The 26,991-nt window shown below is 40.8% G+C and carries 18 protein-coding genes, 1 riboswitch and 1 other annotated feature; of the genes, 17 read left to right on the plus strand and 1 reads right to left on the minus strand.

Annotated elements, in window-relative coordinates:
• The first annotated feature begins 13 nt into the window (after positions 1-13).
• The 17 genes from CRO56_RS15375 (at position 14) to CRO56_RS15460 (ending at position 25,095) form a co-directional block, all read left to right on the plus strand.
• A complete protein-coding gene (locus CRO56_RS15375; protein WP_097159512.1) occupies positions 14-514 on the plus strand; it encodes a DivIVA domain-containing protein in 501 nt (166 codons plus the stop codon).
• 63 nt (positions 515-577) lie between these two features.
• Positions 578-797, plus strand: a binding site (T-box leader).
• Positions 798-916: 119 nt separating this feature from the next.
• Positions 917-3,673, plus strand: a complete 2,757-nt coding sequence (gene ileS, locus CRO56_RS15380; protein ID WP_097159513.1) for an isoleucine--tRNA ligase — start codon at positions 917-919, stop codon at positions 3,671-3,673.
• Between the two features lie 104 nt (positions 3,674-3,777).
• Positions 3,778-4,278, plus strand: coding sequence for a signal peptidase II (gene lspA / locus CRO56_RS15385; protein ID WP_097159514.1), 501 nt, complete (start codon positions 3,778-3,780; stop codon positions 4,276-4,278).
• Entirely contained in the window at positions 4,247-5,158 is a 912-nt protein-coding gene (locus CRO56_RS15390; protein ID WP_097159515.1) for an RluA family pseudouridine synthase, read from the plus strand. The genes lspA and CRO56_RS15390 overlap by 32 nt, the downstream gene beginning before the upstream one ends.
• A gap of 211 nt (positions 5,159-5,369) precedes the next feature.
• A complete protein-coding gene (gene pyrR, locus CRO56_RS15395; protein WP_097159516.1) occupies positions 5,370-5,909 on the plus strand; it encodes a bifunctional pyr operon transcriptional regulator/uracil phosphoribosyltransferase PyrR in 540 nt (179 codons plus the stop codon).
• Between the two features lie 161 nt (positions 5,910-6,070).
• Complete coding sequence (gene uraA, locus CRO56_RS15400) at positions 6,071-7,375, plus strand: uracil permease (protein ID WP_097159517.1); 1,305 nt, start codon at positions 6,071-6,073, stop codon at positions 7,373-7,375.
• 537 nt (positions 7,376-7,912) lie between these two features.
• Positions 7,913-8,845, plus strand: a complete 933-nt coding sequence (locus tag CRO56_RS15410; RefSeq protein WP_097159519.1) for an aspartate carbamoyltransferase catalytic subunit — start codon at positions 7,913-7,915, stop codon at positions 8,843-8,845.
• On the plus strand, positions 8,805-10,088 hold the full coding sequence (locus CRO56_RS15415; protein WP_097159520.1) for a dihydroorotase: 1,284 nt from the start codon (positions 8,805-8,807) through the stop codon (positions 10,086-10,088). The genes CRO56_RS15410 and CRO56_RS15415 overlap by 41 nt, the downstream gene beginning before the upstream one ends.
• Entirely contained in the window at positions 10,085-11,173 is a 1,089-nt protein-coding gene (gene carA, locus CRO56_RS15420) for a glutamine-hydrolyzing carbamoyl-phosphate synthase small subunit (RefSeq protein ID WP_097159521.1), read from the plus strand. Before CRO56_RS15415 ends, carA begins: the two co-directional genes overlap by 4 nt.
• A 97-nt stretch (positions 11,174-11,270) precedes the next feature.
• A complete protein-coding gene (carB, locus tag CRO56_RS15425; protein ID WP_097159522.1) occupies positions 11,271-14,492 on the plus strand; it encodes a carbamoyl-phosphate synthase large subunit in 3,222 nt (1,073 codons plus the stop codon).
• Positions 14,482-15,243, plus strand: coding sequence for a dihydroorotate dehydrogenase electron transfer subunit (locus tag CRO56_RS15430; protein WP_097159523.1), 762 nt, complete (start codon positions 14,482-14,484; stop codon positions 15,241-15,243). The genes carB and CRO56_RS15430 overlap by 11 nt, the downstream gene beginning before the upstream one ends.
• Positions 15,243-16,178, plus strand: coding sequence for a dihydroorotate dehydrogenase (locus tag CRO56_RS15435; protein WP_097159524.1), 936 nt, complete (start codon positions 15,243-15,245; stop codon positions 16,176-16,178). The genes CRO56_RS15430 and CRO56_RS15435 overlap by 1 nt, the downstream gene beginning before the upstream one ends.
• Entirely contained in the window at positions 16,147-16,866 is a 720-nt protein-coding gene (gene pyrF / locus CRO56_RS15440) for an orotidine-5'-phosphate decarboxylase (RefSeq protein WP_097159525.1), read from the plus strand. Before CRO56_RS15435 ends, pyrF begins: the two co-directional genes overlap by 32 nt.
• Complete coding sequence (pyrE, locus tag CRO56_RS15445; RefSeq protein WP_097159526.1) at positions 16,863-17,483, plus strand: orotate phosphoribosyltransferase; 621 nt, start codon at positions 16,863-16,865, stop codon at positions 17,481-17,483. Before pyrF ends, pyrE begins: the two co-directional genes overlap by 4 nt.
• Positions 17,484-17,739: 256 nt before the next feature.
• Positions 17,740-18,669, plus strand: coding sequence for an ABC transporter ATP-binding protein (locus tag CRO56_RS15450; RefSeq protein ID WP_097159527.1), 930 nt, complete (start codon positions 17,740-17,742; stop codon positions 18,667-18,669).
• A 1-nt stretch (position 18,670) separates the two neighbouring features.
• A complete protein-coding gene (locus CRO56_RS15455; RefSeq protein ID WP_245855929.1) occupies positions 18,671-19,792 on the plus strand; it encodes an ABC transporter permease in 1,122 nt (373 codons plus the stop codon).
• 291 nt (positions 19,793-20,083) lie between these two features.
• A riboswitch (cyclic di-GMP riboswitch) is annotated at positions 20,084-20,174 on the plus strand.
• 73 nt (positions 20,175-20,247) lie between these two features.
• On the plus strand, positions 20,248-25,095 hold the full coding sequence (locus CRO56_RS15460; protein ID WP_097159528.1) for an OmpL47-type beta-barrel domain-containing protein: 4,848 nt from the start codon (positions 20,248-20,250) through the stop codon (positions 25,093-25,095).
• A 179-nt stretch (positions 25,096-25,274) separates the two neighbouring features.
• On the opposite strand, the gene CRO56_RS15465 is transcribed toward CRO56_RS15460, so the two are convergent.
• Entirely contained in the window at positions 25,275-26,981 is a 1,707-nt protein-coding gene (locus CRO56_RS15465) for an Rqc2 family fibronectin-binding protein (RefSeq protein WP_097159529.1), read from the minus strand.
• Positions 26,982-26,991 lie beyond the last annotated feature (10 nt).

Consider the following 26,991-nt stretch of genomic DNA (forward strand, 5'->3'; position numbering starts at 1 on the left):
GGAGGTGCCTTTTATGCCATTAACACCGTTGGACATACATAATAAGGAATTTACAAAAGGTTTCAGAGGATACGACGAAGATGAAGTAAACGAATTTCTGGATCAAGTTATTAAAGATTTTGAAATCCTGATTCGCGAGAAAAAGGAACTAGAGCAAAAGTACAAGGATTTATCAGAAAAACTGGGCCATTTCACTAATATTGAAGAAACTCTTAATAAGTCAATTGTGATTGCACAAGAAGCTGCAGAAGAAGTTAGACGCAATGCCCAAAAAGAAGCAAAACTTATCGTAAAAGAAGCAGAAAAAAATGCGGATCGGATTGTAAATGAATCTTTGACAAAGGCCAGAAAAATTGCTTTAGACGTAGAGGAATTGAAAAAACAATCGAAGGTTTTCCGCAATCGTTTCCGTATGCTGGTTGAAGCCCAATTAGATTTAATTAATGCGGATGACTGGGATGAACTATTAGAATATGATGTAGAAGCATCTGATTTAATTTCTATCAAAGAGTAGAAAATCTTTAAATACTTGACCTTTTTATTTTTTATTTAATATAATACAACAATAATACTATGTAAAAAAACGATGACAGGGACAGTACATGCCAGTAACATCTCAAAAGCGAGTCGGGGATGGTGGAAGCCTGACAGAGAGATGGTATGGAAGATCACCCTTGAGTTCTTAGGTTGAACATTAAAAGTAGACCTTTGCGTGCTGTCACGTTACGACAAACTTAAGCGGACTTTTTAGTCAATTAGGGTGGTACCGCGGGAAATGTAAGCTTCTCGTCCCTTTTTATAGGGATGGTGAAGTTTTTTTTCGTCTATCGGGAGGATTACTTGACCATACTTTGAGCTAGAAAGTTTTATTTTTATTTCATTATGAATGAGTGATTCGAAAGGAATGGTTAGTTAAATGGAGTACAAAGATACGTTATTGATGCCAAATACGGAGTTTCCGATGAGAGGAAACCTTCCCAATAGAGAGCCAGAAATTCAGAAGAAATGGGAAGAAATGGATATTTATAAGATCGTTCAGGAGCGAACAAAGGGTCGTCCAAGATTTGTTTTGCATGATGGACCTCCGTATGCCAATGGGGATATCCACATGGGGCATGCACTTAACAAAGTGTTAAAGGACTTCATTGTAAGGTATAAATCTATGAGCGGATACGATGCTCCTTATATTCCAGGCTGGGATACACACGGGCTTCCGATTGAACAGCGGCTGACCAATGACGGTGTTAATCGAAAAGAAATGAGCGTAGCCGAGTTTAGAAAGCTTTGTGACGAGTATGCAAGAAGTCAAATTAATAACCAGCGTGAACAGTTTAAGCGCCTTGGTGTTCGCGGAAACTGGGAAAATCCTTATATAACCTTGCACCCTGAATACGAAGCAAGACAGATCCAGGTTTTTGGCGAGATGGCGAAAAAAGGCTACATTTATAAAGGACTAAAGCCTGTATTTTGGTCCCCATCCAATGAGTCTGCTCTTGCTGAAGCTGAAATTGAGTACCATGATAAGAGATCACCATCTATTTATGTCGGCTTTAAAGTAGTGGACGGAAAAGGTGTCTTAGAAGAGGGCACAGAAATTGTAATCTGGACAACTACACCATGGACAATTCCAGCGAACCTTGGCATTGCTGTTCATCCAGAGCTTACTTATGTGGTGGTAAAAGAAAACGAAAAGCTTTATATAGTAGCGAAGGATTTACTTGAAAGTGTAACAAAAGAAGTAAACTGGGACGCACCAGAAATTGTGAAAGAAATGAAAGGTCAAGACCTCGAATACATTCAGTGCCGCCACCCATTTTATGAAAGAAAGTCCCTTGTCATGCTGGGTGAACACGTTACAACTGAATCCGGTACAGGCTGCGTTCATACGGCACCTGGACACGGGGAGGATGACTTCTACATCGGTCAAAAGTACGGTCTCGATGTTCTTAGCCCAGTAGATGATAAAGGTAATTTCACTAGTGAGGCTCCTGGATTTGAAGGATTATTCTATGATGAGGCAAATAAAGTCATTACTGAAAAATTAAATGAAGTGGGCGCATTATTAAAATTAACATTTATTACGCACTCTTATCCGCATGACTGGCGCTCTAAGAAGCCAACCATTTTCCGGGCAACTCCGCAATGGTTTGCGTCGATTGAGCCGATCAGGGAAACGTTATTAAATGAAATTCAAAATGTAAAATGGGCGACTCAATGGGGAGAAACAAGACTTTATAACATGATCCGCGACAGAGGAGACTGGTGTATTTCCCGTCAGAGAGTATGGGGAGTTCCAATCCCGGTATTTTATGCGGAGAATGGAGATCCAATCATTACAGATGAAACGATTGAACATGTTTCGAATCTATTTAAAGAGCACGGCTCCAACATTTGGTTTGAAAAAGATGCGAAGGATTTGCTTCCTGAAGGATTTACACATCCGTCCAGTCCAAACGGCAAGTTTACAAAAGAAACAGACATCATGGACGTTTGGTTTGATTCAGGTTCTTCTCACTATGCGGTGCTTGCAGCTCGCGAAGATGCTGAGTATCCGGCTGATATTTATTTAGAAGGTTCTGATCAATACCGCGGCTGGTTTAACTCTAGTTTAATTATCAGTGTAGCAGTTAATGGCCGGGCACCATATAAGTCTGTTCTATCGAATGGATTTACGGTTGATGAAAAGGGAAGAAAGATGTCCAAATCACTTGGAAACGTGATTGTCCCAGACCAAATTAACAAGCAGTTTGGAGCAGACATTTTACGTCTTTGGGTAGCATCTGTTGATTATAAATCGGATGTCAAAGTATTTATGGATAACTTTAAACAGGTGTCAGAGGTTTACCGTAAAATTCGCAACACCTTCCGTTTTATGTTAGGAAATCTTGCTGATTTTAATCCGGAAAAAGACCGAGTTGCCATTGAAAGCCTGCGCGATGTTGATCAATATATGCTAGTTAGGCTCAATAAACTGATTAAAACGGTGCGCAATGCTTACGAAAATTACGAGTATGCAACGATTTACCATGCGGTTAATAACTTCTTTACCCTTGATTTAAGTGCCTTCTATTTAGATTATGGTAAAGATATTTTATATGTAGAAGGACCAGACAGCCATGATCGGCGTGCGATGCAAACCGTGATTTATGACAGCCTTTTAACGTTAACTAAGCTGATGGCGCCGATTCTTGTTCATACGACTGATGAAGTATGGTCTTATATCCCAGGAGTTGAGGAAGCAAGTGTTCAGCTAACTGACATGCCTGAGGAACTGGCTATTGAAAACAGTGAAGGTATTGAACAAAAATGGAGTGCATTCCTTGAAGTAAGAGATGATGTATTAAAAGCTTTAGAAGAAGCTAGAAATGCGAAAATAATCGGTAAATCATTAGCGGCTCATGTTACCCTATTTGTAACCGATCAAACGAAATCTCTGCTTGATTCGATTCAAGAAGATTTAAAACAATTATTCATTGTTTCTCAAGTTACAGTAAAAGATGAGAGCGAAGCACCAAATGAAGCGTTAAAATTAGATGTGGCAAGGGTACTTGTAGAAAAAGCAGAAGGAGAAACGTGTGAGCGATGTTGGAATGTGACCACTGATGTGGGAGGCGACCACGAGCATCCAACTCTATGTTCTCGCTGTGCAACTGTCGTGAAAGAATATTATTAAGTCATAATTGGCTCCCTCCCTTTCTGAGGGGGCCATTTACTTTTTCCATAGAATATAAATTATGCTAAAATCTATACATAAAACTTTAATCGGAGGTAAAGTTAGTGATCTATTACCTGCTTGCCGTGCTTATTATATTGTTAGATCAATGGACGAAGTGGATCATTGTCAAACAAATGGAATTGGGCGAAAGTATTCAAGTCATTCAAAACTTCCTTTATATAACATCTCACCGGAACCGGGGAGCTGCCTGGGGAATTCTCCAAGGACAAATGTGGTTCTTTTACATCATTACAGTCGTTGTCATTATCGGGATTGTTTATTACATGCAAAAATGGGCAAAGGGCAAAATAATAGCAAGTGTCGCTCTAGCTCTTATGCTAGGCGGAGCGATTGGCAATTTCATTGATCGTGTGTTTCGTCAGGAAGTTGTGGATTTTGTTGATGTGTATATTTTTGGCTATGACTTCCCGATCTTTAATATTGCCGATTCAAGCCTGGTAATTGGTGTGATTTTATTAATGATTTGGATGGTTATCGAGGAGCGAATGGCTAAAAAGGAGAAATCAATAGATGGAAACGATGGAGTACAACATACAGACTGATGCGGCAGGGGAGAGAATTGATAAAGTACTATCTTCTCTAAATGAAGAATGGTCCAGAAGCCAAATACAAAACTGGATTACATCAGGGTCTGTCAAAGTCAATGGGGCTACAGTGAAGCGTAATTATAAAGTTGCCTCTGGTGATTCGATTTCGATTGAGATACCTGAAGCAGAAGAATTAGACGTCGAACCTGAACCAATGGTTTTAGATATCTATTATGAAGATACAGATGTTTTAGTAGTAAATAAGCCGCGCGGAATGGTCGTGCACCCTGCCCCTGGACATACACGGGGAACTTTAGTGAACGGGCTGCTTTATCATTGTAAAGATCTTTCAGGGATTAACGGGGTTTTACGACCTGGCATCGTCCATCGCATTGATATGGATACATCCGGTTTATTAATGGTAGCCAAAAATGACCTAGCACATGAGAGATTAGTCAAACAGCTGCAAGAGAAAACGGTAACGAGAAAGTATTTGGCCATTGTTCATGGAGTGATTCCCCATGACGTCGGTACGATTGATGCACCGCTGGGAAGAGATCCAAAAGACCGCCAAAAGATGACAGTCGTCGACAATGGTAAACATGCCGTTACTCATTTTCGGGTTAAAGAAAGGTTCTCCAACTATACATTTGTAGAGTGTGAGCTAGAAACGGGCAGAACTCACCAAATCCGTGTGCATATGAAGTATATTGGCTATCCGTTAGCAGGTGATCCGAAATATGGGCCTAAAAAAACGTTAGATATAGACGGACAGGCATTGCATGCACAGGTTCTCGGATTTACTCATCCCCGCAGCGGAGAATACCTTGAGTTTAGTGCACCCTTACCAGAGGAAATGACGAAACTGCTCGACTATCTCAGAAAAAATGATTGACAAAATTCGAAGTTCCCGATATGCTTTGTATAGTGTTTAAGACCTTTAAAGACAGTCCCGTGAGACTGAGAAGGTAACGGAAACGGACAAATTCTGTTCGTCTATCGGCGGATTTTGTACCATAAGTCTATCCAAACCTCTCACTTTCCCGGAGTGAGAGGTTTTTTCGTTCCTCTCATATAAAAATCGTTGAAAAGGAGGACATCTCAGTATGGAAAAAGCACAAGTGATGGATGCGCAAGCGATGAACAGAGCATTAACCCGAATCGCACACGAGATTATTGAAAAAAACAAAGGGATTGATGATTGTGTTTTAATCGGCATCAAAACACGGGGCATCTATCTGGCAAACCGATTAGCTGTGAAGATTAATGAGATAGAAGGTAAGTCAATCCCGGTTGGAGAATTAGATATCACTTTATATAGAGATGATCTTTCTGTAAAAACGACAAATCAGGAACCGCTTGTCAAGGGCTCTGATATTCCGGTGAATATCCATCAAATGAAAGTAATTCTCGTTGATGATGTATTATTTACAGGCAGAACATCACGAGCTGCGCTAGATGCACTGGTGGATCAGGGCAGACCGGCTATGATTCAGTTAGCTGTGCTAGTGGACCGGGGGCATCGGGAACTCCCGATTCGGGCGGATTATGTCGGAAAAAATGTTCCGACCTCAAAATCTGAGAAAATTGTAGTAAAGCTTCATGAAGTAGATCACATAGATCAAGTAAGCATTTTTGAAAAATAAATAAGGTCCCTTTTAAAGTGGTCCTGTGAGGCTGCCAAAGGGAGTACATGGTTTCATGCTAAAATGAAACTGTTTATTGTACCCTCTTTGTGCCTTGTCAGGTCATAAAGAGGGTATTTTTTTGAAACACAAAGATCACTAATCAAAAAGGGGAAAAAACAATGAATAAGCGTAATCCAAATGCAGTACTAGACGTAAAAGAAGTTCCCAAGTGGAATCAATGGATTATATTAAGTATTCAGCACTTATTTGCAATGTTTGGCGCAACGATTTTAGTACCGATGCTAGTAGGACTAGAGCCAGCTGTAGCACTCCTGTCTAGTGGATTAGGTACACTTGCTTATTTAATCATTACAAGAGGACAAATTCCAGCATACTTAGGTTCGTCCTTTGCGTTTATTGTTCCGATTATAACGGCAAAAGAATTAGATGGACCAGAATCGGTGATGATAGGATGTTTTGTAGCTGGTTTAGTATACGGAATTGTCGCGTTATTACTTAAAGCATTAGGGACAGGCTGGTTATTCACGGTTCTACCGCCGGTCGTAGTGGGTCCGATCATTATGGTCATTGGTCTTAGCTTAGCGCCTACTGCTGTTGATATGGCGATGTATCAAACGGTGGATAATGAAAAATTTTACAGTTTAGAATCTGTTGTCGTTGCACTCATAACATTAACTGTTACAATCATAGCTTCAATCTTTTTGAAAGGCTTTTTAAAACTAATTCCAGTTTTGATCGGAGTTGTTTGCGGATACGTAGTCGCATACTTCTTTGGTTTAGTGAATCTCGAGCCTGTTAAAGAGGCAGATTGGCTTGCCTTGCCAAATCTATTGGTTCCTTATGTAACGTATACACCTGATTTTTCATGGACAGTGGTTTGGCTTATTGCACCTGTTGCATTTGTAACCTTAGCGGAGCATACAGGTCACCAAATGGTGTTAAGTAAAGTAATCGATCGAAACTTAATTCAAAAGCCGGGTCTGCACAGATCGGTATTTGGTGATGGAATTGCAACGATGATCGGCAGTGCAATCGGCGGTCCGCCATTAACAACTTATGGGGAAAACATTGGTGTATTAGCGATAACACGTGTATTTAGTGTATTTGTAATCGGAGGAGCAGCGGTAGCCGCAATCCTGTTTTCCACAATCGGTAAGGTATCAGCCCTTATTTCTTCGATTCCTACAGCAGTAATGGGCGGTGTTTCAATCCTCTTGTTTGGTATTATCGCATCAAGCGGTCTTAGAATGCTAATTGAGAATAAGGTTGATTTTTCACAACAAAGAAATTTGATTATTGCATCTGTCATCTTAGTCATTGGAATCGGCGGAGCTTTTATCCAAATCGGTGACTTTACCCTTTCCGGAATGGCGTTAGCTACGCTTGCTGGGATTCTGCTTAACTTAATCCTTCCAGGAAGAACGAAAGTAGATCCTGAAGAAATGTTTCAAACAGAAAATTAATAAAGATATACCTTTTAATAGTAGTCCCGAGAGGCTGCAAAAGGTGTCATTTAGGAGAAAGGGAGATGCACGATCTCTTGCTCTCCCATGCTTTCACGCACCTTGAGTCTCTCTCAAGGTGCTTTTTTTATAGTGAGGGTCGAGCCCGAAAAGCTTTACCTCCCGCCCAATATTCCGGAAACCCGCCCAAAAAATTATCCGGGCCGCCCAAAAAAGCGGGAAACCCGCCCAAAAAATTAACCGGGCCGCCCAAAAAAACGGGAAACCCGCCCAAAAAATTATCCAGGCGCCCAATAATCGGGAAACCCGCCCAAAAAATTATCCAGGCGCCCAATAATCGGGAAACCCGCCCAATAAATTAACCGGGCCGCCCAAAAAAACGGGAAATCCGCCCAAAAAAATTATCCAGGCGCCCAATAATCGGGAAACCCGCCAAAAAAATTATCCGGGCCGCCCAAAAAAACGGGAAACCCGCCCAATAAATTAGCCATTCGTCCAAACGTCAAATCTAAATCTTACCGTGGAGGCTGAAAAAGAATGAAGCATTATGTATCGATGGAAGACTTTCATGCTGGGGAAATTCAAAGCGTTCTTTCATTAGCAAAGGAATATGAAAAACACAAGATTCCTATGCAAAATAAAGAGATATTTGCTGCTAATCTATTCTATGAACCTAGTACCCGCACAAAATCTAGCTTTGAAGTAGCAGAAAGAAGGCTTGGGCTAAGCGTCATCCCATTTGAAGTGAATCATTCTAGTGTTCAAAAAGGGGAGACTCTTTATGACACGGTAAAAACATTCGAAGCAATCGGCTGTAATCTCTTGGTCATTCGCCACCCTGAAACTGATTATTACAAAGATTTAATTCCTTCCCTTAACATACCGCTAATTAATGGCGGAGACGGAAGCGGGCAGCATCCATCGCAATGCCTGCTCGATCTTTACACAATCCAAAAGGAATTTGGCAGCTTTAAAGGAATAAAGGTTTTAATTGCAGGTGACCTGAAGCATAGCCGTGTAGCTAGATCCAATGCGCGTGCCCTTTCCATGCTTGGGGCAAAAGTATTCTTTTACAGCCCTGCAGAATGGGTCGATGAGGAGCTTTTGCAGTGGGGCAGCTTCTGCCAAATAGATGACATCCTGCCAATTGTCGATGTAGCGATGATGCTGCGCGTACAATTAGAACGCCACACAGAAACTGGACATATCGATGATTACCACCAACAATATGGGCTGACCTTAGAACGGGCGAAAAGAATGAAATCTGGAAGTATTATTATGCATCCTGCTCCTGTGAATAGAGATGTAGAGATAGCAGGTCCATTAGTTGAATCGCCGCAATCTAGAATCTTTGAGCAAATGAGAAATGGCGTATTTGTAAGAATGGCCATGATTGACTCACTACTACAAAAATGGGGGATTGGAACAAATGAAAACACTGCTAAAGAACGTACAATGGTTGGATGGTAACAAAAAAGTTGCCGGAGATGTATTCATTGAGGATAACAAAGTGGCAGCAATGGGTCAGAATTTAGCTGAAACAGTGGATAAAGTTATTGAGGGAGCCAACCGCTTCGTTTTTCCCGGCTTTGTCGATTTGCATGTCCACCTTCGTGAGCCAGGCGGCGAGCATAAAGAAACCATTGAAACAGGGACAATGGCTGCAGCACGCGGAGGGTTTACAACGATTGCGCCAATGCCTAATACAAAACCTGTTCCTGATTCTAAGGAAAATATGGAGAGACTGTTCGAGCTAATTGAGGAAAAGGCAACGGTGAGAGTGCTTCCTTATGCTTCTATTACTGCTGCACAAAAAGGGGAAGAGCTTGTTGATTTTAAAGCCCTCAATTATGATCAAGTGCTTGGCTTTACCGATGATGGAGTTGGGGTACAACAGGCGGGAATGATGTTTGAAGCCATGAAACAGGCTGCCGAAATTGAAAAGCCGATTATCGCTCACTGTGAAGAAAATACCCTGATTTACGGCGGTTCTTTTCATGACGGCAAGAAAGCACAAGCACTTGGAGTAAACGGGATTCCTTCGATTTGTGAAGCTGTTCATATTGCCCGTGATGCCCTTTTAGCAGAAGCGGCCAATTGTCACTATCATGTTTGCCACGTAAGTACAAAAGAATCGGTTCGCGTTATCCGAGATGCGAAAAAAGCAGGAATCCGGGTGACAGCAGAAGTCACACCGCATCATCTCCTCTTATCTGAAGACGATATTAAAGAACCTTTAACTACTTATAAAATGAATCCTCCCCTGCGGGCAAAAGAAGACAGAGATGCTTTAATTGCAGGCTTACTTGATGGAACGATTGATTTTATTGCAACTGATCATGCACCACATACGCAAGAGGAAAAAGCAAAAGACTTAGCACAGGCACCATTTGGAATCGTCGGCTTAGAAACAGCTTTTCCGCTTTTGTACACACACTTTGTCGAAAAAGGTGTTTTTACTTTAAAACAATTGGTTGATTGGCTAACGGTTCGTCCATCTGAGGCTTTCAGTCTCCCATATGGCCGATTACAAGTTGGGGAACTAGCAGACCTAGTTTTAGTAGATGTAAAGGAAGAAAAAGCGATTGATGTTGAAACATTTTTATCAAAAGGTAAAAATACTCCGTTCGATGGCTGGATTTGTAAAGGCTGGCCAGTGATGACATTTGTGAACGGAACTTTGGTTTACAGCGCAGAGGAGGTTACGGAATGAAAAAGAAACTTGTTTTAGAAAATGGGATTGTCATGCACGGAGAAGGCTTTGGCTATGAATCAGAGTCATATGGAGAAGTGGTATTTCAGACAGGAATGACTGGATATCAAGAGGTGCTGACGGATCCATCCTACTGTGGACAAATCGTGGTGATGACGTATCCGCTCATTGGAAATTACGGGATCAACCGTGATGATATGGAATCCTTTAAGCCTCATATTCAGGCGCTAATCGTAAAAGAAAACTGTGACCTCCCTTCACATTGGAAGCAAAAATGGTCGATTGATGAATATCTTAAGCTTCACCAGATCCCGGGATTAAGCGGAATTGATACTAGAATGTTAACTCGAATTATTCGTGAGCATGGTTCATTGAAAGCAGCGATTGTTAATGCAGATGCGGATGAGAAAGCAATATTAGAAAGCTTAAAAACGAGACATTGGCCAACTGATCAGGTTGCACAAGTGTCAACAAGAACGCCTTACCCAAGTCCGGGAAAAGGAAAGCGGGTCGTAGTCGTAGACTTTGGGATGAAGCATAATATTCTGAGTGAATTAAATGAAAGGGATGCCAATGTTTTGGTCGTGCCCCATACCATTACAAGCGCTGAAATATTGCAGTTAATGCCGGATGGTGTTGTCCTTTCTAACGGACCTGGGGATCCTGTCGATGTCCCGCATGCCATTGCCATGATCCAAGGGATATTAGGGAAGATTCCTGTATTTGGAATTTGTTTAGGTCACCAACTGTTAGCCCTCGCAAGCGGAGCTAACACGTATAAACTAAAATTCGGTCACAGAGGTGCAAATCACCCTGTTAAAGATTTGCGTCATGACAAAGTCTATATCACATCACAAAACCATGGATATGCGGTCGATTTAGACTCACTAGAAAATACGGATTTAGAACTGACCCATATTGCTGTGAACGATGGAACGGTTGAAGGTGTCCGTCATAAAATCTATCCTGCTTTTTCGGTTCAATACCATCCAGAGTCTTCTCCGGGTCCTGATGATTCCAGATATCTGTTTGATGAATTTATGGAGCTCATAGAGATGACTCATACCGGAAGGATTTTGGCATAAGAATCAAGTAGAATTTGAGACTAATCTGGCTAAAGACAAATAACCCGCAGACTAAAACAACACACAATTCGCTTTTTAACTGAAAGGAGCTTTTCATATGCCTAGAAGAGACGATATACAAACCATTATGGTAATTGGATCTGGCCCGATTGTGATTGGGCAAGCAGCTGAATTTGATTATGCCGGAACACAAGCATGTCTGGCATTAAAAGAGGAAGGGTATCGCGTCATTCTAGTAAATTCCAATCCTGCTACCATTATGACCGACCCTGAGATGGCAGATGTGGTTTATATTGAGCCATTAACCCTTGAATTTGTCTCTCGCATTATCAGAAAAGAACGCCCGGATGCGCTTCTCCCTACACTTGGAGGACAAACAGGACTTAACCTTGCTGTTGAACTTGATCAATCTGGTATTTTAAAAGAATGTAATGTGGAATTAATCGGTACGAAATTAACGTCGATTCAGCAGGCCGAAGACCGCGAACTTTTCCGTTCACTGATGGAAGAGCTGAATCAGCCTGTTCCTGAAAGTACAATCGTCCACACATTGGATGATGCTTTGCAGTTTGTCGAAATGATTGGCTACCCGGTAATTGTTCGTCCTGCCTACACACTTGGCGGGACAGGCGGAGGAATTTGCGATAACGAACAATCTTTACGAGAAATTGTAAAGAATGGCTTAAAAATGAGTCCAGTCGGTCAAGTACTGCTCGAAAAAAGTATTGCCGGCATGAAGGAAATTGAGTACGAAGTCATGCGTGACCATAAGGATCAGGCGATTGTTGTATGTAACATGGAAAACTTTGATCCAGTCGGTATTCACACAGGAGATTCAATCGTAGTTGCACCAAGCCAGACATTATCTGATCAAGAGTTCCAAATGTTAAGAACCGTCTCATTAGATATTATCCGTGCCTTAAAAATCGAGGGCGGCTGCAATGTTCAGCTCGCGCTTGACCCGCACAGTTCAGGGTACTATGTAATTGAGGTGAATCCAAGGGTAAGCCGTTCATCTGCCTTAGCTTCAAAAGCAACCGGATATCCGATTGCCAAACTCGCAGCTAAATTGGCAGTCGGCTATTCTCTCGATGAAATTACGAATCCAGTGACAGGCAGTACTTTTGCGAGCTTTGAACCAACCCTAGACTATGTTGTAACGAAAATCCCAAGATGGCCATTTGATAAGTTTGAGTCAGCAAAACGGACACTCGGCCCGCAAATGAAAGCAACTGGGGAAGTAATGGCAATTGGAAGAAGCTTTGAAGAATCGCTATTAAAAGCGGTTAGATCTCTTGAGTTAGGAACATCCCATTTATTCCTTCCAGAGCTAAAAGGTGTTTCCGATGAACTGCTTGAAAAACGGATCCAGAAAGCAGGGGATGAACGACTCTTTTATATTGCTGAAGCGTTAAGAAGAGGCATTCAGGCTGACACAATCCATCAGTGGAGCCAGATCGACCGCTTCTTCTTATGGAAACTTGAAAGAATCATAGCCATTGAAAATAGCTTGCAAAAAAATCCCAATGACTTTGACATTCTAAAAAAAGCGAAGGAAGCGGGCTTTTCCGATTGGGCAATTGCAAAACTCTGGGCTCAATCAGAAGAAGAGGTGGAAGTATTCCGGAAGCGTTGGAACCTCAAGCCCGTTTACAAGATGGTTGACACTTGCGGTGCGGAATTTGAAGCGAAAACACCTTACTTTTACAGCACGTATGAACAAGAAAATGAGTCGATTCCAAGTGAAAAAGGAAAGGTTGTCGTAATCGGAAGCGGACCGATTCGAATCGGGCAAGGGGTTGAATTTGACTACTCAACTGTACACTCGGTCTGGGCGATTCAAGAACTTGGATACGAAGCAATTGTAATAAACAACAACCCAGAAACGGTTTCAACCGATTATTCGATGAGTGACAGACTCTATTTTGAACCGTTAACGATTGAAGATGTTATGAATGTAATAGAGCTAGAAAAACCAATCGGTGTAATCGTACAATTCGGAGGCCAAACGGCTATCAATCTGGCAGAAGGGCTAGCCAATCGGGGAGTCAAAATCCTAGGAACAAGTCTTGATAGTATTGACCTTGCTGAGGACAGAAAACGATTCGAAAGATTACTCGATCAGGAAGGAATTGCAAAGCCAGAAGGAACCACTGTGTTTACAGTAGAGGAAGCTATTCGTGCAGCTGACATGATCGGCTATCCGGTATTAGTCCGCCCATCCTACGTCCTTGGCGGAAGAGCAATGGAGATTGTTTACAATGAAACAGAACTGGCTTCTTATATGGCCAATGCAGTCAAAATTAATACAGAACACCCAGTGCTTATCGACCGCTACATTACAGGTAAAGAAGTAGAGGTAGATGCGATTTCCGACGGGGAACAAATTCTCATTCCAGGAATTATGGAGCATATAGAAAGAGCAGGAGTGCACTCTGGTGATTCCATTGCTGTCTACCCGCCGCAAAGCTTAACGCCTTCACAGATTGAAAAAGTTATTGAGAGTGTCAGAAAGCTAGCGAGAGGATTAAATATTAAAGGTTTGTTTAACATTCAATATGTACTTTCAGACAATGAATTTTACGTGATTGAAGTCAATCCGAGGTCGAGCCGAACATTGCCATTCTTAAGTAAAATTACGAATGTCCCAATGGCAAACATCGCAACCAAAATCATGCTCGGTGCTACCTTGAAAGACTTAGGTGTTGAAGCTGAATATGTTCAGCCAAGTGATGAAGTATATGTCAAGGTGCCTGTCTTCTCCTTTGCCAAACTTAGAAGGTTAGATGTTACCCTCGGACCTGAAATGAAGTCAACAGGGGAAGTGATGGGGAAAGATCAAACACTTGAAAAAGCCTTGTACAAAGGTCTCAAGGCTGCAGGATTAAAAATTCCGCAACACGGAAATGTTCTATTGACTGTTGCAGATAAAGACAAAGATGACGCCGTCCGGTTAGCCGACAGGCTGCATCAGCTAGGCTTCCAGCTATTTGCTACGAAAGGAACGGCTGAAATGTTAGAAAGTGTTGGCCTGCCTGTAAAAGAGGTAGAGAAAATTGGTCAAAGCGGTCCAACCTTATTAGATGAGATCAGACAAAATCAAGTTCAAATAGTGATTAACACTTTGACAAAAGGCAAACAGCCGGAAAGAGACGGCTTTAGAATCCGCAGAGAATCAGTTGAAAACGGAATTCCATGTCTGACTTCACTTGACACAGCAGAAGCCTTAATTCGTGTGATTGAATCGATGACGTTTTCGACAATTGGCTTAACAAGGTCTAAACAAAAGCTTACAAAGGAGCTTCACTATGCGCATTGATCACATGAAGGTCATTGAACACCAGTCTATTGCAACGAATACGTTTCGCCTTGTACTTGAAGGTGAATTAGTAGAAGAGATATCAGCACCCGGTCAATTTGTTCATGTTCAAGTTGGAAGTGATGCGCACCTTTTAAGAAGACCGATCAGTATTTCAGAATTTAACCATGAGACAAAGCAATGTACGCTTATCTATCGAGCGGGAGGAGACGGAACGAAGCTGCTCTCAAAAAAGCAGGCAGGTGAAGAAGTGAATGTGCTAGGTCCTCTTGGAAATGGCTACTCCCTTCCTGAAGAAACGAGTTCTGTCTTGATTGTAGGCGGAGGCATTGGGGTGCCTCCTCTCTATGAACTATCAAAACAGCTGACAGCAGCAGGACATCAAGTCACACATGTGCTAGGTTTTCAAAACAAGGAGGCTGTCTTCCTAAAGGAAGAGTTTGCAGAACTTGGCCCTACTTTTATCGCCACAGACGATGGCAGCGAGGGGCAAAAAGGATTCGTAACAGATGTTATCAATCAGCTTCATATCCCATTTGATGTGGTATATGCGTGTGGCCCGACTCCTATGCTGAAAGCTCTGCAAACAAGGATTATAAATACACCTCTATTTATTTCTCTAGAGGAACGGATGGGCTGTGGCATAGGTGCATGCTTTGCCTGTGTTGTCAAACAAACCAGCAATGCTCAAAATTACTATAAAATCTGCTGTGATGGCCCCGTTTTTGCGGCAAAGGAGGTTGTGATCTAATGCTAGCTATAAAACTTCCAGGATTAGACTTAAAAAATCCGATCATGCCTGCTTCTGGCTGCTTCGGCTTTGGCCGTGAATACAGCCGCTTTTATGACTTAAGCCTGCTCGGTGCAATAATGATTAAAGCAACGACACCAGAAGCGCGTTTTGGCAACCCGACTCCTCGAGTTGCTGAAACGGCTAGTGGGATGCTAAATGCTATTGGTCTGCAAAATCCGGGACTTAAGAAGGTTTGTACTGAGGAGCTTCCATGGCTGTCTCAGTATGATGTCCCTATTATCGCCAATGTGGCAGGAGCGACGATGGAGGATTATGTCCAAGTCGCAGAAAAAATCGGTCTTGTTGAAAATGTAAAAGCACTTGAACTAAATATATCTTGTCCAAACGTCAAACACGGGGGAATTGCTTTTGGAAGCAACCCCGAAACAGCCTATGAATTAACGCAAAAGGTGAAAGAGGTATCAAACGTACCGGTTTACGTTAAACTTTCTCCAAATGTAACGGATATCGTAACGATGGCGAAAGCCATTGAAGCAGCAGGAGCCGATGGAATCACAATGATCAATACACTCATTGGAATGCGTATCGATACCGTGACAGGAAAGCCGATCATCCAAAATGGGACAGGCGGCCTTTCTGGTCCTGCCATCAAACCGGTTGCGATTCGGATGGTATATGATGTAAGTAAAAATGTGAACATTCCTATTATCGGGATGGGAGGCGTTCAGACCGCAGACGATGTGATTGAATTCTTATATGCAGGGGCTAGTGCTGTTGCGGTAGGTACAGCTAATTTTGTTGACCCGTTTATCTGTAAAAAGTTAATTGAGGAGCTTCCAGAGAGACTCCATCAGCTTGGTTTTTCCTCAATAGAAGAATGTATCGGAAGGAGTCACGCAAATGACAAAGTCACCAATTATCGTAGCTCTTGATTTCCCTTCTTTACATGCCACAAAGATCTTTCTTGAAAGATTTGAAGGTGAATCGATGTTTGTTAAAGTAGGAATGGAATTGTATTATCAGGAAGGACCGAAAATTATCGATTTTATAAAAGAACAAGGTCATGATATTTTTCTAGATTTAAAATTACATGATATTCCGAATACCGTCTATTCAGCGATGAAAGGCTTGGCTCGTCTAGGCGTCGATCTTGTCAATGTACATGCATATGGCGGCTCCGAGATGATGAGAAGGGCTGTACAAGGGTTAGAAGATGGCAAGCCAAATGGTATGGCAAGACCACTATGTATTGCCGTAACCCAATTAACGAGCACTTCTGAAATGCAACTAAAGGAAGAGGCGCATGTAGATCTTCCGCTTGCAGAAATGGTGGAAAAACAAGCTGCTCTAGCATTTCAATCCGGATTGGATGGGGTTGTCTGCTCACCGCTAGAAAGTAAAAGACTAAAAGAGATGATCAGTCCCTCATTTCTCACTGTAACACCAGGGATTCGGCCATCGGGAACCAATCACGGGGATCAAAAGCGGGTTACAACTCCAAGTGATGCTAAAAAATTTAAAGCCTCCTACATGGTTGTAGGGCGCCCGATTACGAAGGCAGCCAACCCAGCAGAAGCCTATCAGATGATTAAAAAAGAATGGGAGGAAACAGCACAATGAGTTATGAAGTAGCGAAACAATTATTAGACATCGGAGCCGTTGAGCTCAGACCAAAGGAACCTTTTACTCTAAGTTCTGGCCTGCTTTCACCGATTTATTGTGATAACCGGTTAACGCTTTCCTTTCCATCTGTCCGTAAATTTATTGCAGAACAGCTTGCTGAAACTATCAAGGAAAACTTTCCAAGCGTTACCCATATTTCTGGAACAGCAACAGCAGGAATTCCTCATGCCGCTTTCGTGAGTGAAAAACTAGACCTTCCCATGAGCTATGTCCGAGGGGAATCGAAAGGTCATGGCCGAAAAAATCAAATTGAAGGACTTATAAAAGTAGATGATCAGGTTGTCGTGATTGAAGACTTAATCTCAACGGGGAAGAGCTTAATCAAAGCAGTTCAAGCGCTCCGTGAGGGTGGGGTTAACGTTCTCGGTACCGTCTCGATTTTCACCTATGGCCTCCAAAAAGGAATCGACCAATTTAAAGAGCATGATATTCTAAACTTTTCGATTTGTACGTTCCCGGAATTAATCGAAGCGGCATTGGATATAAACGCAATCAGTGAGGAAGATGTTAAAACACTGCATACCTGGCAGCAAGATCCCGAGAACTGGGGTTAATCAAAAGCGAATGTTTTTATAAAGAGCAATAAGTGGTTATATGATTATATTCCTATTTTTCCCAACATATAATGGCAAATGATTGCAGGAGGAAACAGGATAGAGGAAACCACATTATTGCTCTTTTTTACTTTTTAAAGGTTTAGTCAAATATACGTCTACAGACCTAGATGGATTTAATGCCGGAGTTGGGTAACCTTTCCTTTGTTTTCCATTAAAGTAATAGTAGAGTTATAGAAAAAGAGAGGATGAAACCATGACAGTTTTGGAAGTGAATGAATTACGCAAGTCGTTTGGAAGTGTTCTGGCCGTGAGTGATATTAGCTTTGCTGTTAATAAGAGCGAAGTGTTCACGATTATCGGCCCGAACGGTGCAGGCAAAACAACAACACTGGAGATGATACAGGGGCTCGTTCCTCCCGATTCAGGGCATATCCGATTTGGTGAGATGACATGGGCGCAGCACGCGGACACAATCAAAATGATGATTGGCGTTCAGCCGCAATCGAGTGCGCTTTTTGATCTCCTAACCGTCCGGGAAAATCTGGAGTTATTTGCCTCCTTCTATTCAAAGCAAGTCTCAGTCGATGAAGTGCTGGAAATGATCAATCTGACCGAGCATCGGAATAAACAAGTTAAAAAGTTGTCAGGCGGACAACGCCAGCGGCTTGCGATCGGTCTTGCCATGATTAATGACCCTGAGATGATTTTTTTAGATGAACCGACAACGGGTCTTGATCCACAGGCAAGAAGAAATATTTGGGACATCATTTTAAAACTGAAAGAATTAGGAAAAACGGTCGTGCTGACGACGCATTATATGGAAGAGGCTGAAAAGCTAAGTGACCGTGTCTGTATTGTCGACAATGGAAGAATCTTATCCATCGATACACCCGCAGCGCTGATTGACCAACTGACGAAGGAAAGAGAAATCAGGCTGTCGTTTGCTGAGAATGAAGATGCAGCAGAAAAAACCGTGCAATTTATTCAAAATCACCCTTCGATTGAACGGATTGAGCGGGTCGGTACTGATTTGCAGCTTTGGACCGTTCAGCCAGAAGAAACCTTGTACACTTTATTTGCCTATACGAAAGAGCAAGGGTTCCGCGTCGAGCAAGTCTCCATTCGCGAATTAAGTCTAGAAGACGTATTTATTGCATACACAGGCAAGGAATGGAGGGATTAAAGTGAAAATAAGAAAGCAATTCGCGCAAATGTTTATGGCACAATTAAAAATGACCTTTCGGGAAAAGCAGGCATGGTTCTGGGGAATCTTTTTCCCTGTAATCCTAATGGTCATTTTCATGGTTATATTTAGCGGCGACTCGAATGATGATTTTGAGGCAAAGGTAGCAATCGTAGATGAAAATCCAAACGAAACGTCGCAAATGCTTCTTAGCCAAATTCAAAACCTTCCAATGATGGAAGTGGAAACGGGCGCGGACGTAAGCAGGGCGCAAGCCGAAACCTTGCTAAAAGAGGAGGAAGTCGATGCAGTTATTGTTCTTCCTGAAACAGAAGATGTAACCTCCCTTCTTTTAATGGTAAATAAAGAAAATGAACAAAGTGTCACAACGCAGGCCGTATCCAGTTTGCTGCATAATTTTATTCAGTCTGCTAATTTAATCGCAGCAGGTGCAACACCGGTGTATGAGATGCAATTCGAAACCATTTCATCTGGAAGTGAGGATTTGGATTCTACGGATTTTATATTAACGGGGATGATTGCCTTATCGATAGCCCAGGGCGGGTTATTTGGCATGGTCGATTTAGTTGACATGCGCCGGAAGGGTCTGATGAAGCGTCTGCGCATGACTCCAGCTAGAATGGGATTATTTGGATTAAGTGATATGACGATGCGTGTATTATTCGCCTGTGTTCAGATTATCCTTCTATCCCTGATTGGAGTCTTTGGATTTGGCGCCAATTTACACATTGATTTCATAAGTCTTATTGTCATATTTTTTATCGGGGCACTCTCCTTTAACGCGTTGGGATATTTATTCTCATCCTTTAGCAAAACGATGGAGTCCTATATGGGTTTAGCTAATATTACAAGCTTCCTCATGATGTTTTTAAGCGGCATCTTTTTCCCGGTTGAAACCATGCCAGATTGGCTTCAGCCTGTATCCAATGTCCTTCCGCTTACGTATTTTGTAGATGGTTTGCGGGATGCGATGGTGTATCAAACAGGCATCGCCACAGGTTCCTTTTGGATTGGGCTCGGCATTGTGATGGCTTGGGGGCTCGTTGCCTTTTTAATCGGCTCTCTTCTCTATAGATCCAAGTCGATTGCGGAAACTAGGTGAGTATGTGTGGATTTCGTATGATAGGTAAGGCAGATTAGTTTTTTAAAGGGAACATCTATAGCTTTTGAGTAGAAGACCAGATCGAAAGCGATCTGGTCTTTTTCATATTTTGAAGTTTTGAAGATTAATGGACTGCTTAAAATAGTAATTCAATCTATCAATTAAAAATTTTCCTAACTTCTAATCTTAATTAAGTTTAATTTTTTACTTAAACGGTCGATATTTTTTATAGACTTAATTTAAACGGGGTGATTTCAGGGAACTGCAAAGGATGGGATTCAGCTGGGTAAAAAGTGAAAAAGGCAAATCACTGGAAACTGTGATACGCAAAGCTAGGGCCTGAACTGCAAAAACGATATGCAGATGGCAGCCGGTTACCACAAGAAGCCATAGATATACGTTCTATGGACCTTCTTAAAATTCTTTTTTTATATGAAAGGTAGGTCTATAGTATTATGAAAAAATGGTTTAGTATCCAGACTTTTGTAGTGGTTTTGATGCTGGTGTACAATTTTTTTGTACCGATTGGGGGAGTATTCGCAGCTGAAAACACTTTACTGCCCCCTAGTAATCTAGCTTATCAGTCTAGCACACCTGATGATGGTAAGCTGACATGGAGTGCAGTATATGGGGCAAATGGTTATAAGGTTTATGAAATTAAGGATGGACAGCTTATTACATTAGGAAGTACGACGGGGACAAGTTACAGTTTAAATGATCTTCCCGAGGGATCTTATAGATATGTTGTTTCTACTTTGACGAGTGAAGGAGAATCAGGTCCTTCAGCGCCAGTAAGTGTAGAAATAGTTTATCCTGAAATGCAAGCACCTGCAACATTAACCTCATCCATTCGAAATGGAAATGATATTGTTCTTAGCTGGGGTTTATCTAAATATGCTCAAAAGTACAATGTATACCAATTTTCAGAATCAGGTGAAAAAACACTTTTATCTTCAACAACAGGAACAACTTACACCCAAGTAAATGCGTCAGAAGGCATCTATACTTACTCTGTCACTGCTTATAATTCACTTTACGGTGAATCGCCTGATGCAACTCCTGTTAAAGTAGAAGTGATCTATCCTTCGATGGAGAAGCCTGAAAATCTTACGTTTACTATTACAAATGGTACAGATGTTAATTTAAAATGGCAGGCTGTAAATTATGCAAAAGGCTATAACATTTATCAAGTTTATAACGGACAGCTTGAACTAATAAAGACGGTAACAGGAACAAGTGTGACATTTAGCAACTTACCTGCGGGGGATTATACTTATAAGGTTTTTTCCTATAGTGACCGTTTTGGCGAATCACCGGAAGGAAGCGAAGTGTCTGTTACGGTAGGATCTATTGTAATGACACCGCCAAGTAATGTAACTTATAAAATTCAAAACATCAATGATGTAGTTTTCAATTGGGATGCAGTTCCATATGCAACAGGTTATCGTATTTATGAATTAATCAACGGAGAAAAAACTTTAAAAAGCACAGTAACTGGTACGAGTGTGACGTACTCCAAGCTTGCAGGCGGTAACTATGAATATGAAATTTATTCCTATAGTGATCGTTTTGGAGAGTCAGAAGTGGGATCTAAGGTATCATTTAGCATTGATACTGTAAATATCTATCCTCCTCAAGATTTTACTTATAAAATTCAAAACGGAAATGACATCGTTTTAAATTGGAGTAGTGCTGAAAATGCTACCAATTATAAAGTTTATCAAAATATTGATGGTCAAAAAGTTATAAAAAGCACGGTGACAGGAACAACTGTAACCTATGCAAACATGCCGGCAGGAAATTATCAATTTGAGGTTTATACAAATAGTACTCGTTTTGGCGAATCAGCAGAAGGAGCACAAGTTTCTTTTACTCTTGAACAAATCTATTTGTCTGCACCAGAAAATGCTAAATACGAGGTTAAGAATGGGAATGATATTACTGTAAGCTGGGATGCTGTAGAGTATGCAACAAACTATAAAGTTTATCAAATTGTAGACGGTAAAAAAATATTAAAAACAACAGTATCAAATCCTACTGCTGTCCTTACTAACATTGCAGAGGGAGATACTCAGTACGAAATTTATTCTTATAGCAGCCGCTTTGGCGAATCAGCAGAGGGAACAAGCGTTAACGTTTCTATTATTTACCCAACAATGGTTCCACCTGAAAATATTTCTGAAACAGCTACAAGTCCAACAGCTTTCAAATTAAACTGGAGTCCTGTTGAATATGCTACTAGCTATAAAGTCTACCAAATTGTAGATGGACAAAAAGTTTTGAAAAGCACTGTAACTGGTACTAGTGTTTCATACTCCAATATGCAGCCAGGTGTTTATCATTACGAGATTTACTCTTACTCTACTCGTTTTGGAATATCACAAGAAGGTGCTCCTATAGAAGTAATTTTAAGCGGAGTGGCGCTGCCTGCACCTGAAAATTTAACTTATAGCATTTCAAACGGAAATGATATTACGTTGAAATGGAATGCCGTACAATATGCTAATGGCTATAAAATTTACCAACTCATAGATGGAGAATATGTATTAAATCGATCTGTCACAGGAACTAGTGCAAAAATAGCTAATCTACCAGAAGGGGAATTCAATTTTGTAGTTAAACCTTATTCAACTCTTTTAGGAGAATCTCCTAATGGAGCAGAAATTAAAGGTACTATCGTATTCCCTATTATGGAAAAACCTGAAAATTTAACACAAACCATTACAAATGGGAATGATATAACGTTAAGATGGAGCGGAGTTACTTATGCAAATTCTTACAAAGTCTATCAAATAATTGATGGGCAAAAGGTTTTGGCAAAAACGGCGACGGGTACATCTACGGTTTTTAACGATATGCCTGAAGGAGTTTATCAGTATTTCGTGCATTCCTACAGTGACCGCTTTGGTGAATCGCCAGAAGGCAGTACAGTAGAAATTAATCTAATTGCGCCAATCATGCAAGCTCCAGCAAATTTAACAAAAACAATTGCAAACGGCAATGATATCGTCTTAAAGTGGAGTTCCTCTACGTATTCACAAAAATACAATATCTATCAAATGGTTGATGGAGAAAAGGTTTTAATGAAGACAGTTACTGGAACCTCATCTACATTTACAAATATGCCAGAAGGGAATTATCAGTATGTCGTGCATTCTTTCAACGACCAATTTGGTGAGTCACCAAAAGGTAGTACAGTAGAGTTTACCCTTACTTGGCCAATCATGCAGGCTCCTGCTGATCTAACAAAATCGATTGCAAATGGGAACGATATTATCTTGAAGTGGGATGCATCCACGTTTGCAAAAGGATATAAAGTCTATCAGATTGTTGATGGAGAGAAGATTTTAAAGCAGACTGTTGCTGGAACGTCAATTAGATTTAACAATATGCCAGAAGGGAATTATCAATATGTCGTGTATTCTTACAGCGACCGCTTTGGCGATTCGCCAGAGGGAAGTATGTTAGAGTTTACCCTTACTTGGCCAATCATGCAGGCTCCAACTGTTAGTGGCAGCGTCTTTAATGCAAATAATATTACCCTTTCTTGGAAGGCCGTTCAATGGGCAAATGAGTATCGTGTTTATAAGGTGAATGGAGACAGTAAAGAATTAATTTATAAAGGAACTGCGTTAAATTATAAACTTTATAATTTAACTGAGGATACTCATTCATTTGAAGTAACTGCATATAGTAACCGTTTTGGCGAGTCAGTTTCTTCTGAACAATTTGTCCAAAAGATTGTATATCCTATTATGGAACCACCAGTAGCCTCTCTAATATTACTAAGTGAGACTAGTGCACGTATTTCATGGGATTTTGTCACATATGCCAATGGTTACAATGTATATGAAGTGATTGATGGAAAACCTGTTCTTTTAGTTGAAAAACTGAATAATCTTTCATACGAAATTCAAAACCTTACTTACGCAAATCATGAATATTATGTGACTTCTTACAGTAACTCATTTGGTGAATCCAAACCATCAGAAATAGTTATTGCTAAATTAATTATTGATACTGAAGCACCGGTAACAATAATTAATGCACCAACACAATGGGTTAATCAGGAACAGTTAATTACACTTGAAGCAACGGATAATGAAGTAGGAGTAGAAAAAACATTCTATTCATTAAATGATGGACCTTTCCAAGAAGGAACTTCTATTCCTGTTAGTCAAGAAGGAATCAATAAAATTTCATTCTATTCAGTTGATAACGTTGGTAATGTAGAAGACGTAAAAACAGAGTATATCAAAATTGATAAAACAGCACCGGCAACGAATATTAATGATATACCAGCTTACTCTCAGTCCTTTACAGTTCAATTGACTGGAAAGGATGAATTGAGCGGTCTAGCAAAAACATATTATTCGATTAATGGCACAGCGTATGCAGAAGGCACTGCGTTTGTTGTAGATAAGGAAGGTATCAATCAGATTTCCTATTACTCCGTTGATGCTGCAGGCAACAAAGAAGAGGTAATAACGAAAGAAATAAACATTGACAGAACTGCGCCTAAAACTGAATCTGATGCACCGGAAACTTGGGTAAATAAGGGTGTAACGATTACCTTAACAGCGGAAGATGAAAACAGCGGCGTGGCTAAAACGTATTATTCCATTAATGGTTCAGCTTATATTCAGGGCACTTCGTTCCTAGTAGACAAAGAAGGTTTCAATCAAATTTCTTTTTACTCTATTGATAAAGCAGGGAATAAAGAAGAAGTTAGAACAATAGAAGTAAAAATGGATAAAACTGCTCCAACAGTTTCAGCATCGTTTGAAGAAGAGTATGGGCTTGGAACGAATTTTACATTAAGTTACGATGCTCAAGATAATCTTTCTGGAATTGCTGCAGAAGTGGTTATATTGAATGGTATTTCATATAAAAAGGGTGACCTGATTACTTTAGACCAACCAGGTGAGTACAAGCTTAGCATTCGAGTAACTGATGTTGCTGGTCTGTCAACTGTAGTAGAAAAAACATTTACAGTTTATATACCAGTTAATCTTGATGTATTACCGAAAGTGATAAAAGGAAATCAAGGCATCTTTACGGTTAAAGCAATATTACCAGAAGAATATCAATCTTCATTATTCGATGTTTCTACTATAACCTTAAATGGAGTTTCAGCAGTAGTAGATAACATAGGTCTACAAAAGCAGGCAGAAAAAGGACATTTCAAATTCAATCGTGAAGAATTTGTATGGTCTACTGGCGAAGTGAAACTTGAATTACGTGGCTATTTAGATAATAAATATTTGGTAATTGGCACAGCTTTTGTTGAATCAAAAAAATAGTTTAAACGGAGAAGGACTTCTCAAATGAGATGTCCTTTTCTTAGTTTTAGAGAAGAAATTCAACCTCAAGGACATCCTAGAACTAACAAACAACAACGTTTATGAATAGAGCATAAATACAACCCGCAGAAACCACTTCAGCTCCTGCGGGTTATTTTCTTTATATGATTCAATTCAACCTATCTCCGTAATTTCATAACCTCCGCCTCATCAGGTGTCACATACACCGTCTGCTGCTGTTCATAAATGACAAAGCCAGGCTTCGCGCCGCTTGGTTTCTTCACGTGGCGGACTTTGGTAAAATCAACTGGAACCGAGCTGGAGTTTCTGGCTTTACTAAAATAGGCTGCTAACCGTGCTGCTTCAAGGATCGTCTCATCTGACGGAGCAGCAGATTTTATCACGACATGAGATCCTGGAATATCCTTCGTATGCAGCCAAATTTCATCTTTTTTGGCGACTCGGTTTGTTAGGTAATCATTTTGTTTATTGTTTTTACCCACTAATATTTCGGTTCCATCGGAAGATACATAGGTTTCAAGGGTTGGATTTTGCGGTTTATTTTTCTTCTTCCCTTTGTCTTGCTTCGCTTTTAAGTAGCCCTCTTCGACCAATTCTTCTCTGATTTCTTCTACATCCTTAGGTGCGGCATTTTCGAGCTGCTGAATCAGCACGTCCAAGTATTCGATCTCTGCTTTTGCATGACCAATTTGTTCTTGCACAATATCAGCGGCATGTTTTAATTTTTGATACTTAGAAAAATAGCTTTGTGCATTGTCAGCTGGAGATTTCGTTTTCTTTAAAGAAATGACTATCTTTTCGGCTTCCTCACTGTAATAGTTTTCAACCTCAACTTCCTCCATACCTTTTTCAATCCGATACAAATTTGCCGTCAGCAGCTCTCCGTATAACTGATAACGGTCCGCCTCTTTGGCTTCCTCCAGTGTTTGGAGCAGCTTTTCAATTTTATTTTCATTTTTCCGTTTTTCCTGCTGCAAAACTCTTTCTAAGTCTGCGGCAATTTGCTTAATCCGGTCCCGTTCTGCTTTTCCGAAATAATAACGGTCAAGCAATTCGCTTAATGAAGAAAAGCTTTGATACTCCGAGCTTATTGACAATAAAGGCATGAAGTAAAAGGCTTCCTTATCTTGACCTACCATGATAGAAGGTGAATATTGGTGTTGTCGGATTGGCTTCATGACATGAATAAACATATTTGGAAGGGTAACACGATTAGCTAATGGAACGCGGGAAACGATTTCTTTAGCAATCATCGGTGATAACCCTTCAAACTTTTGCACGAGCTGTTGCGGTAATTTTCCGCTGTTAAAATCGATCTTTTTTAACACATCTTCTTCCGTCGCATCGAGCGGATTCATTTTTTCATGAACCGGAGGCGCGACATATGGATATCCCGGCAACAGCGTTCTGTGTCTATTAAGATGAGAGGGAATATGTTTAATACAATCCAGAATCACCATTTTTTCAGGGTCGACTAATAAGAGATTACTATGTCTTCCCATTAATTCGATAATTAAAAGTTTATGTTTCCAATCGCCTAATTCATTTCTCGATTTGATTTGAAAAGTGATAATCCGATCGAGTCCTTGCTGCTCGATTGCTTCAATTACGCCGCCTTCTACATGCTTGCGCAGAAGCATACAAAACATCGGTGGCTCTTTCGGATTCTCGTAGCTTTCTTCTGTCAATTGAACCCGGTGAAAACTGGGATGTGCAGAAAGCAAAAGCTTATGGGAAATCCCATTTCCTCTAATTTGTAAAATACATTCTAATTTATAGGGCTGATGAACCTTATGAATTCTTGCTCCAACTAAACGTTGAAGCTCATGAACCATGGCTCTTGTAAACAATCCATCAAAAGACATATAGATACTT

Source organism: Bacillus oleivorans, from assembly GCF_900207585.1.
In the GTDB taxonomy this organism is placed as follows: domain Bacteria; phylum Bacillota; class Bacilli; order Bacillales; family JC228; genus Bacillus_BF; species Bacillus_BF oleivorans.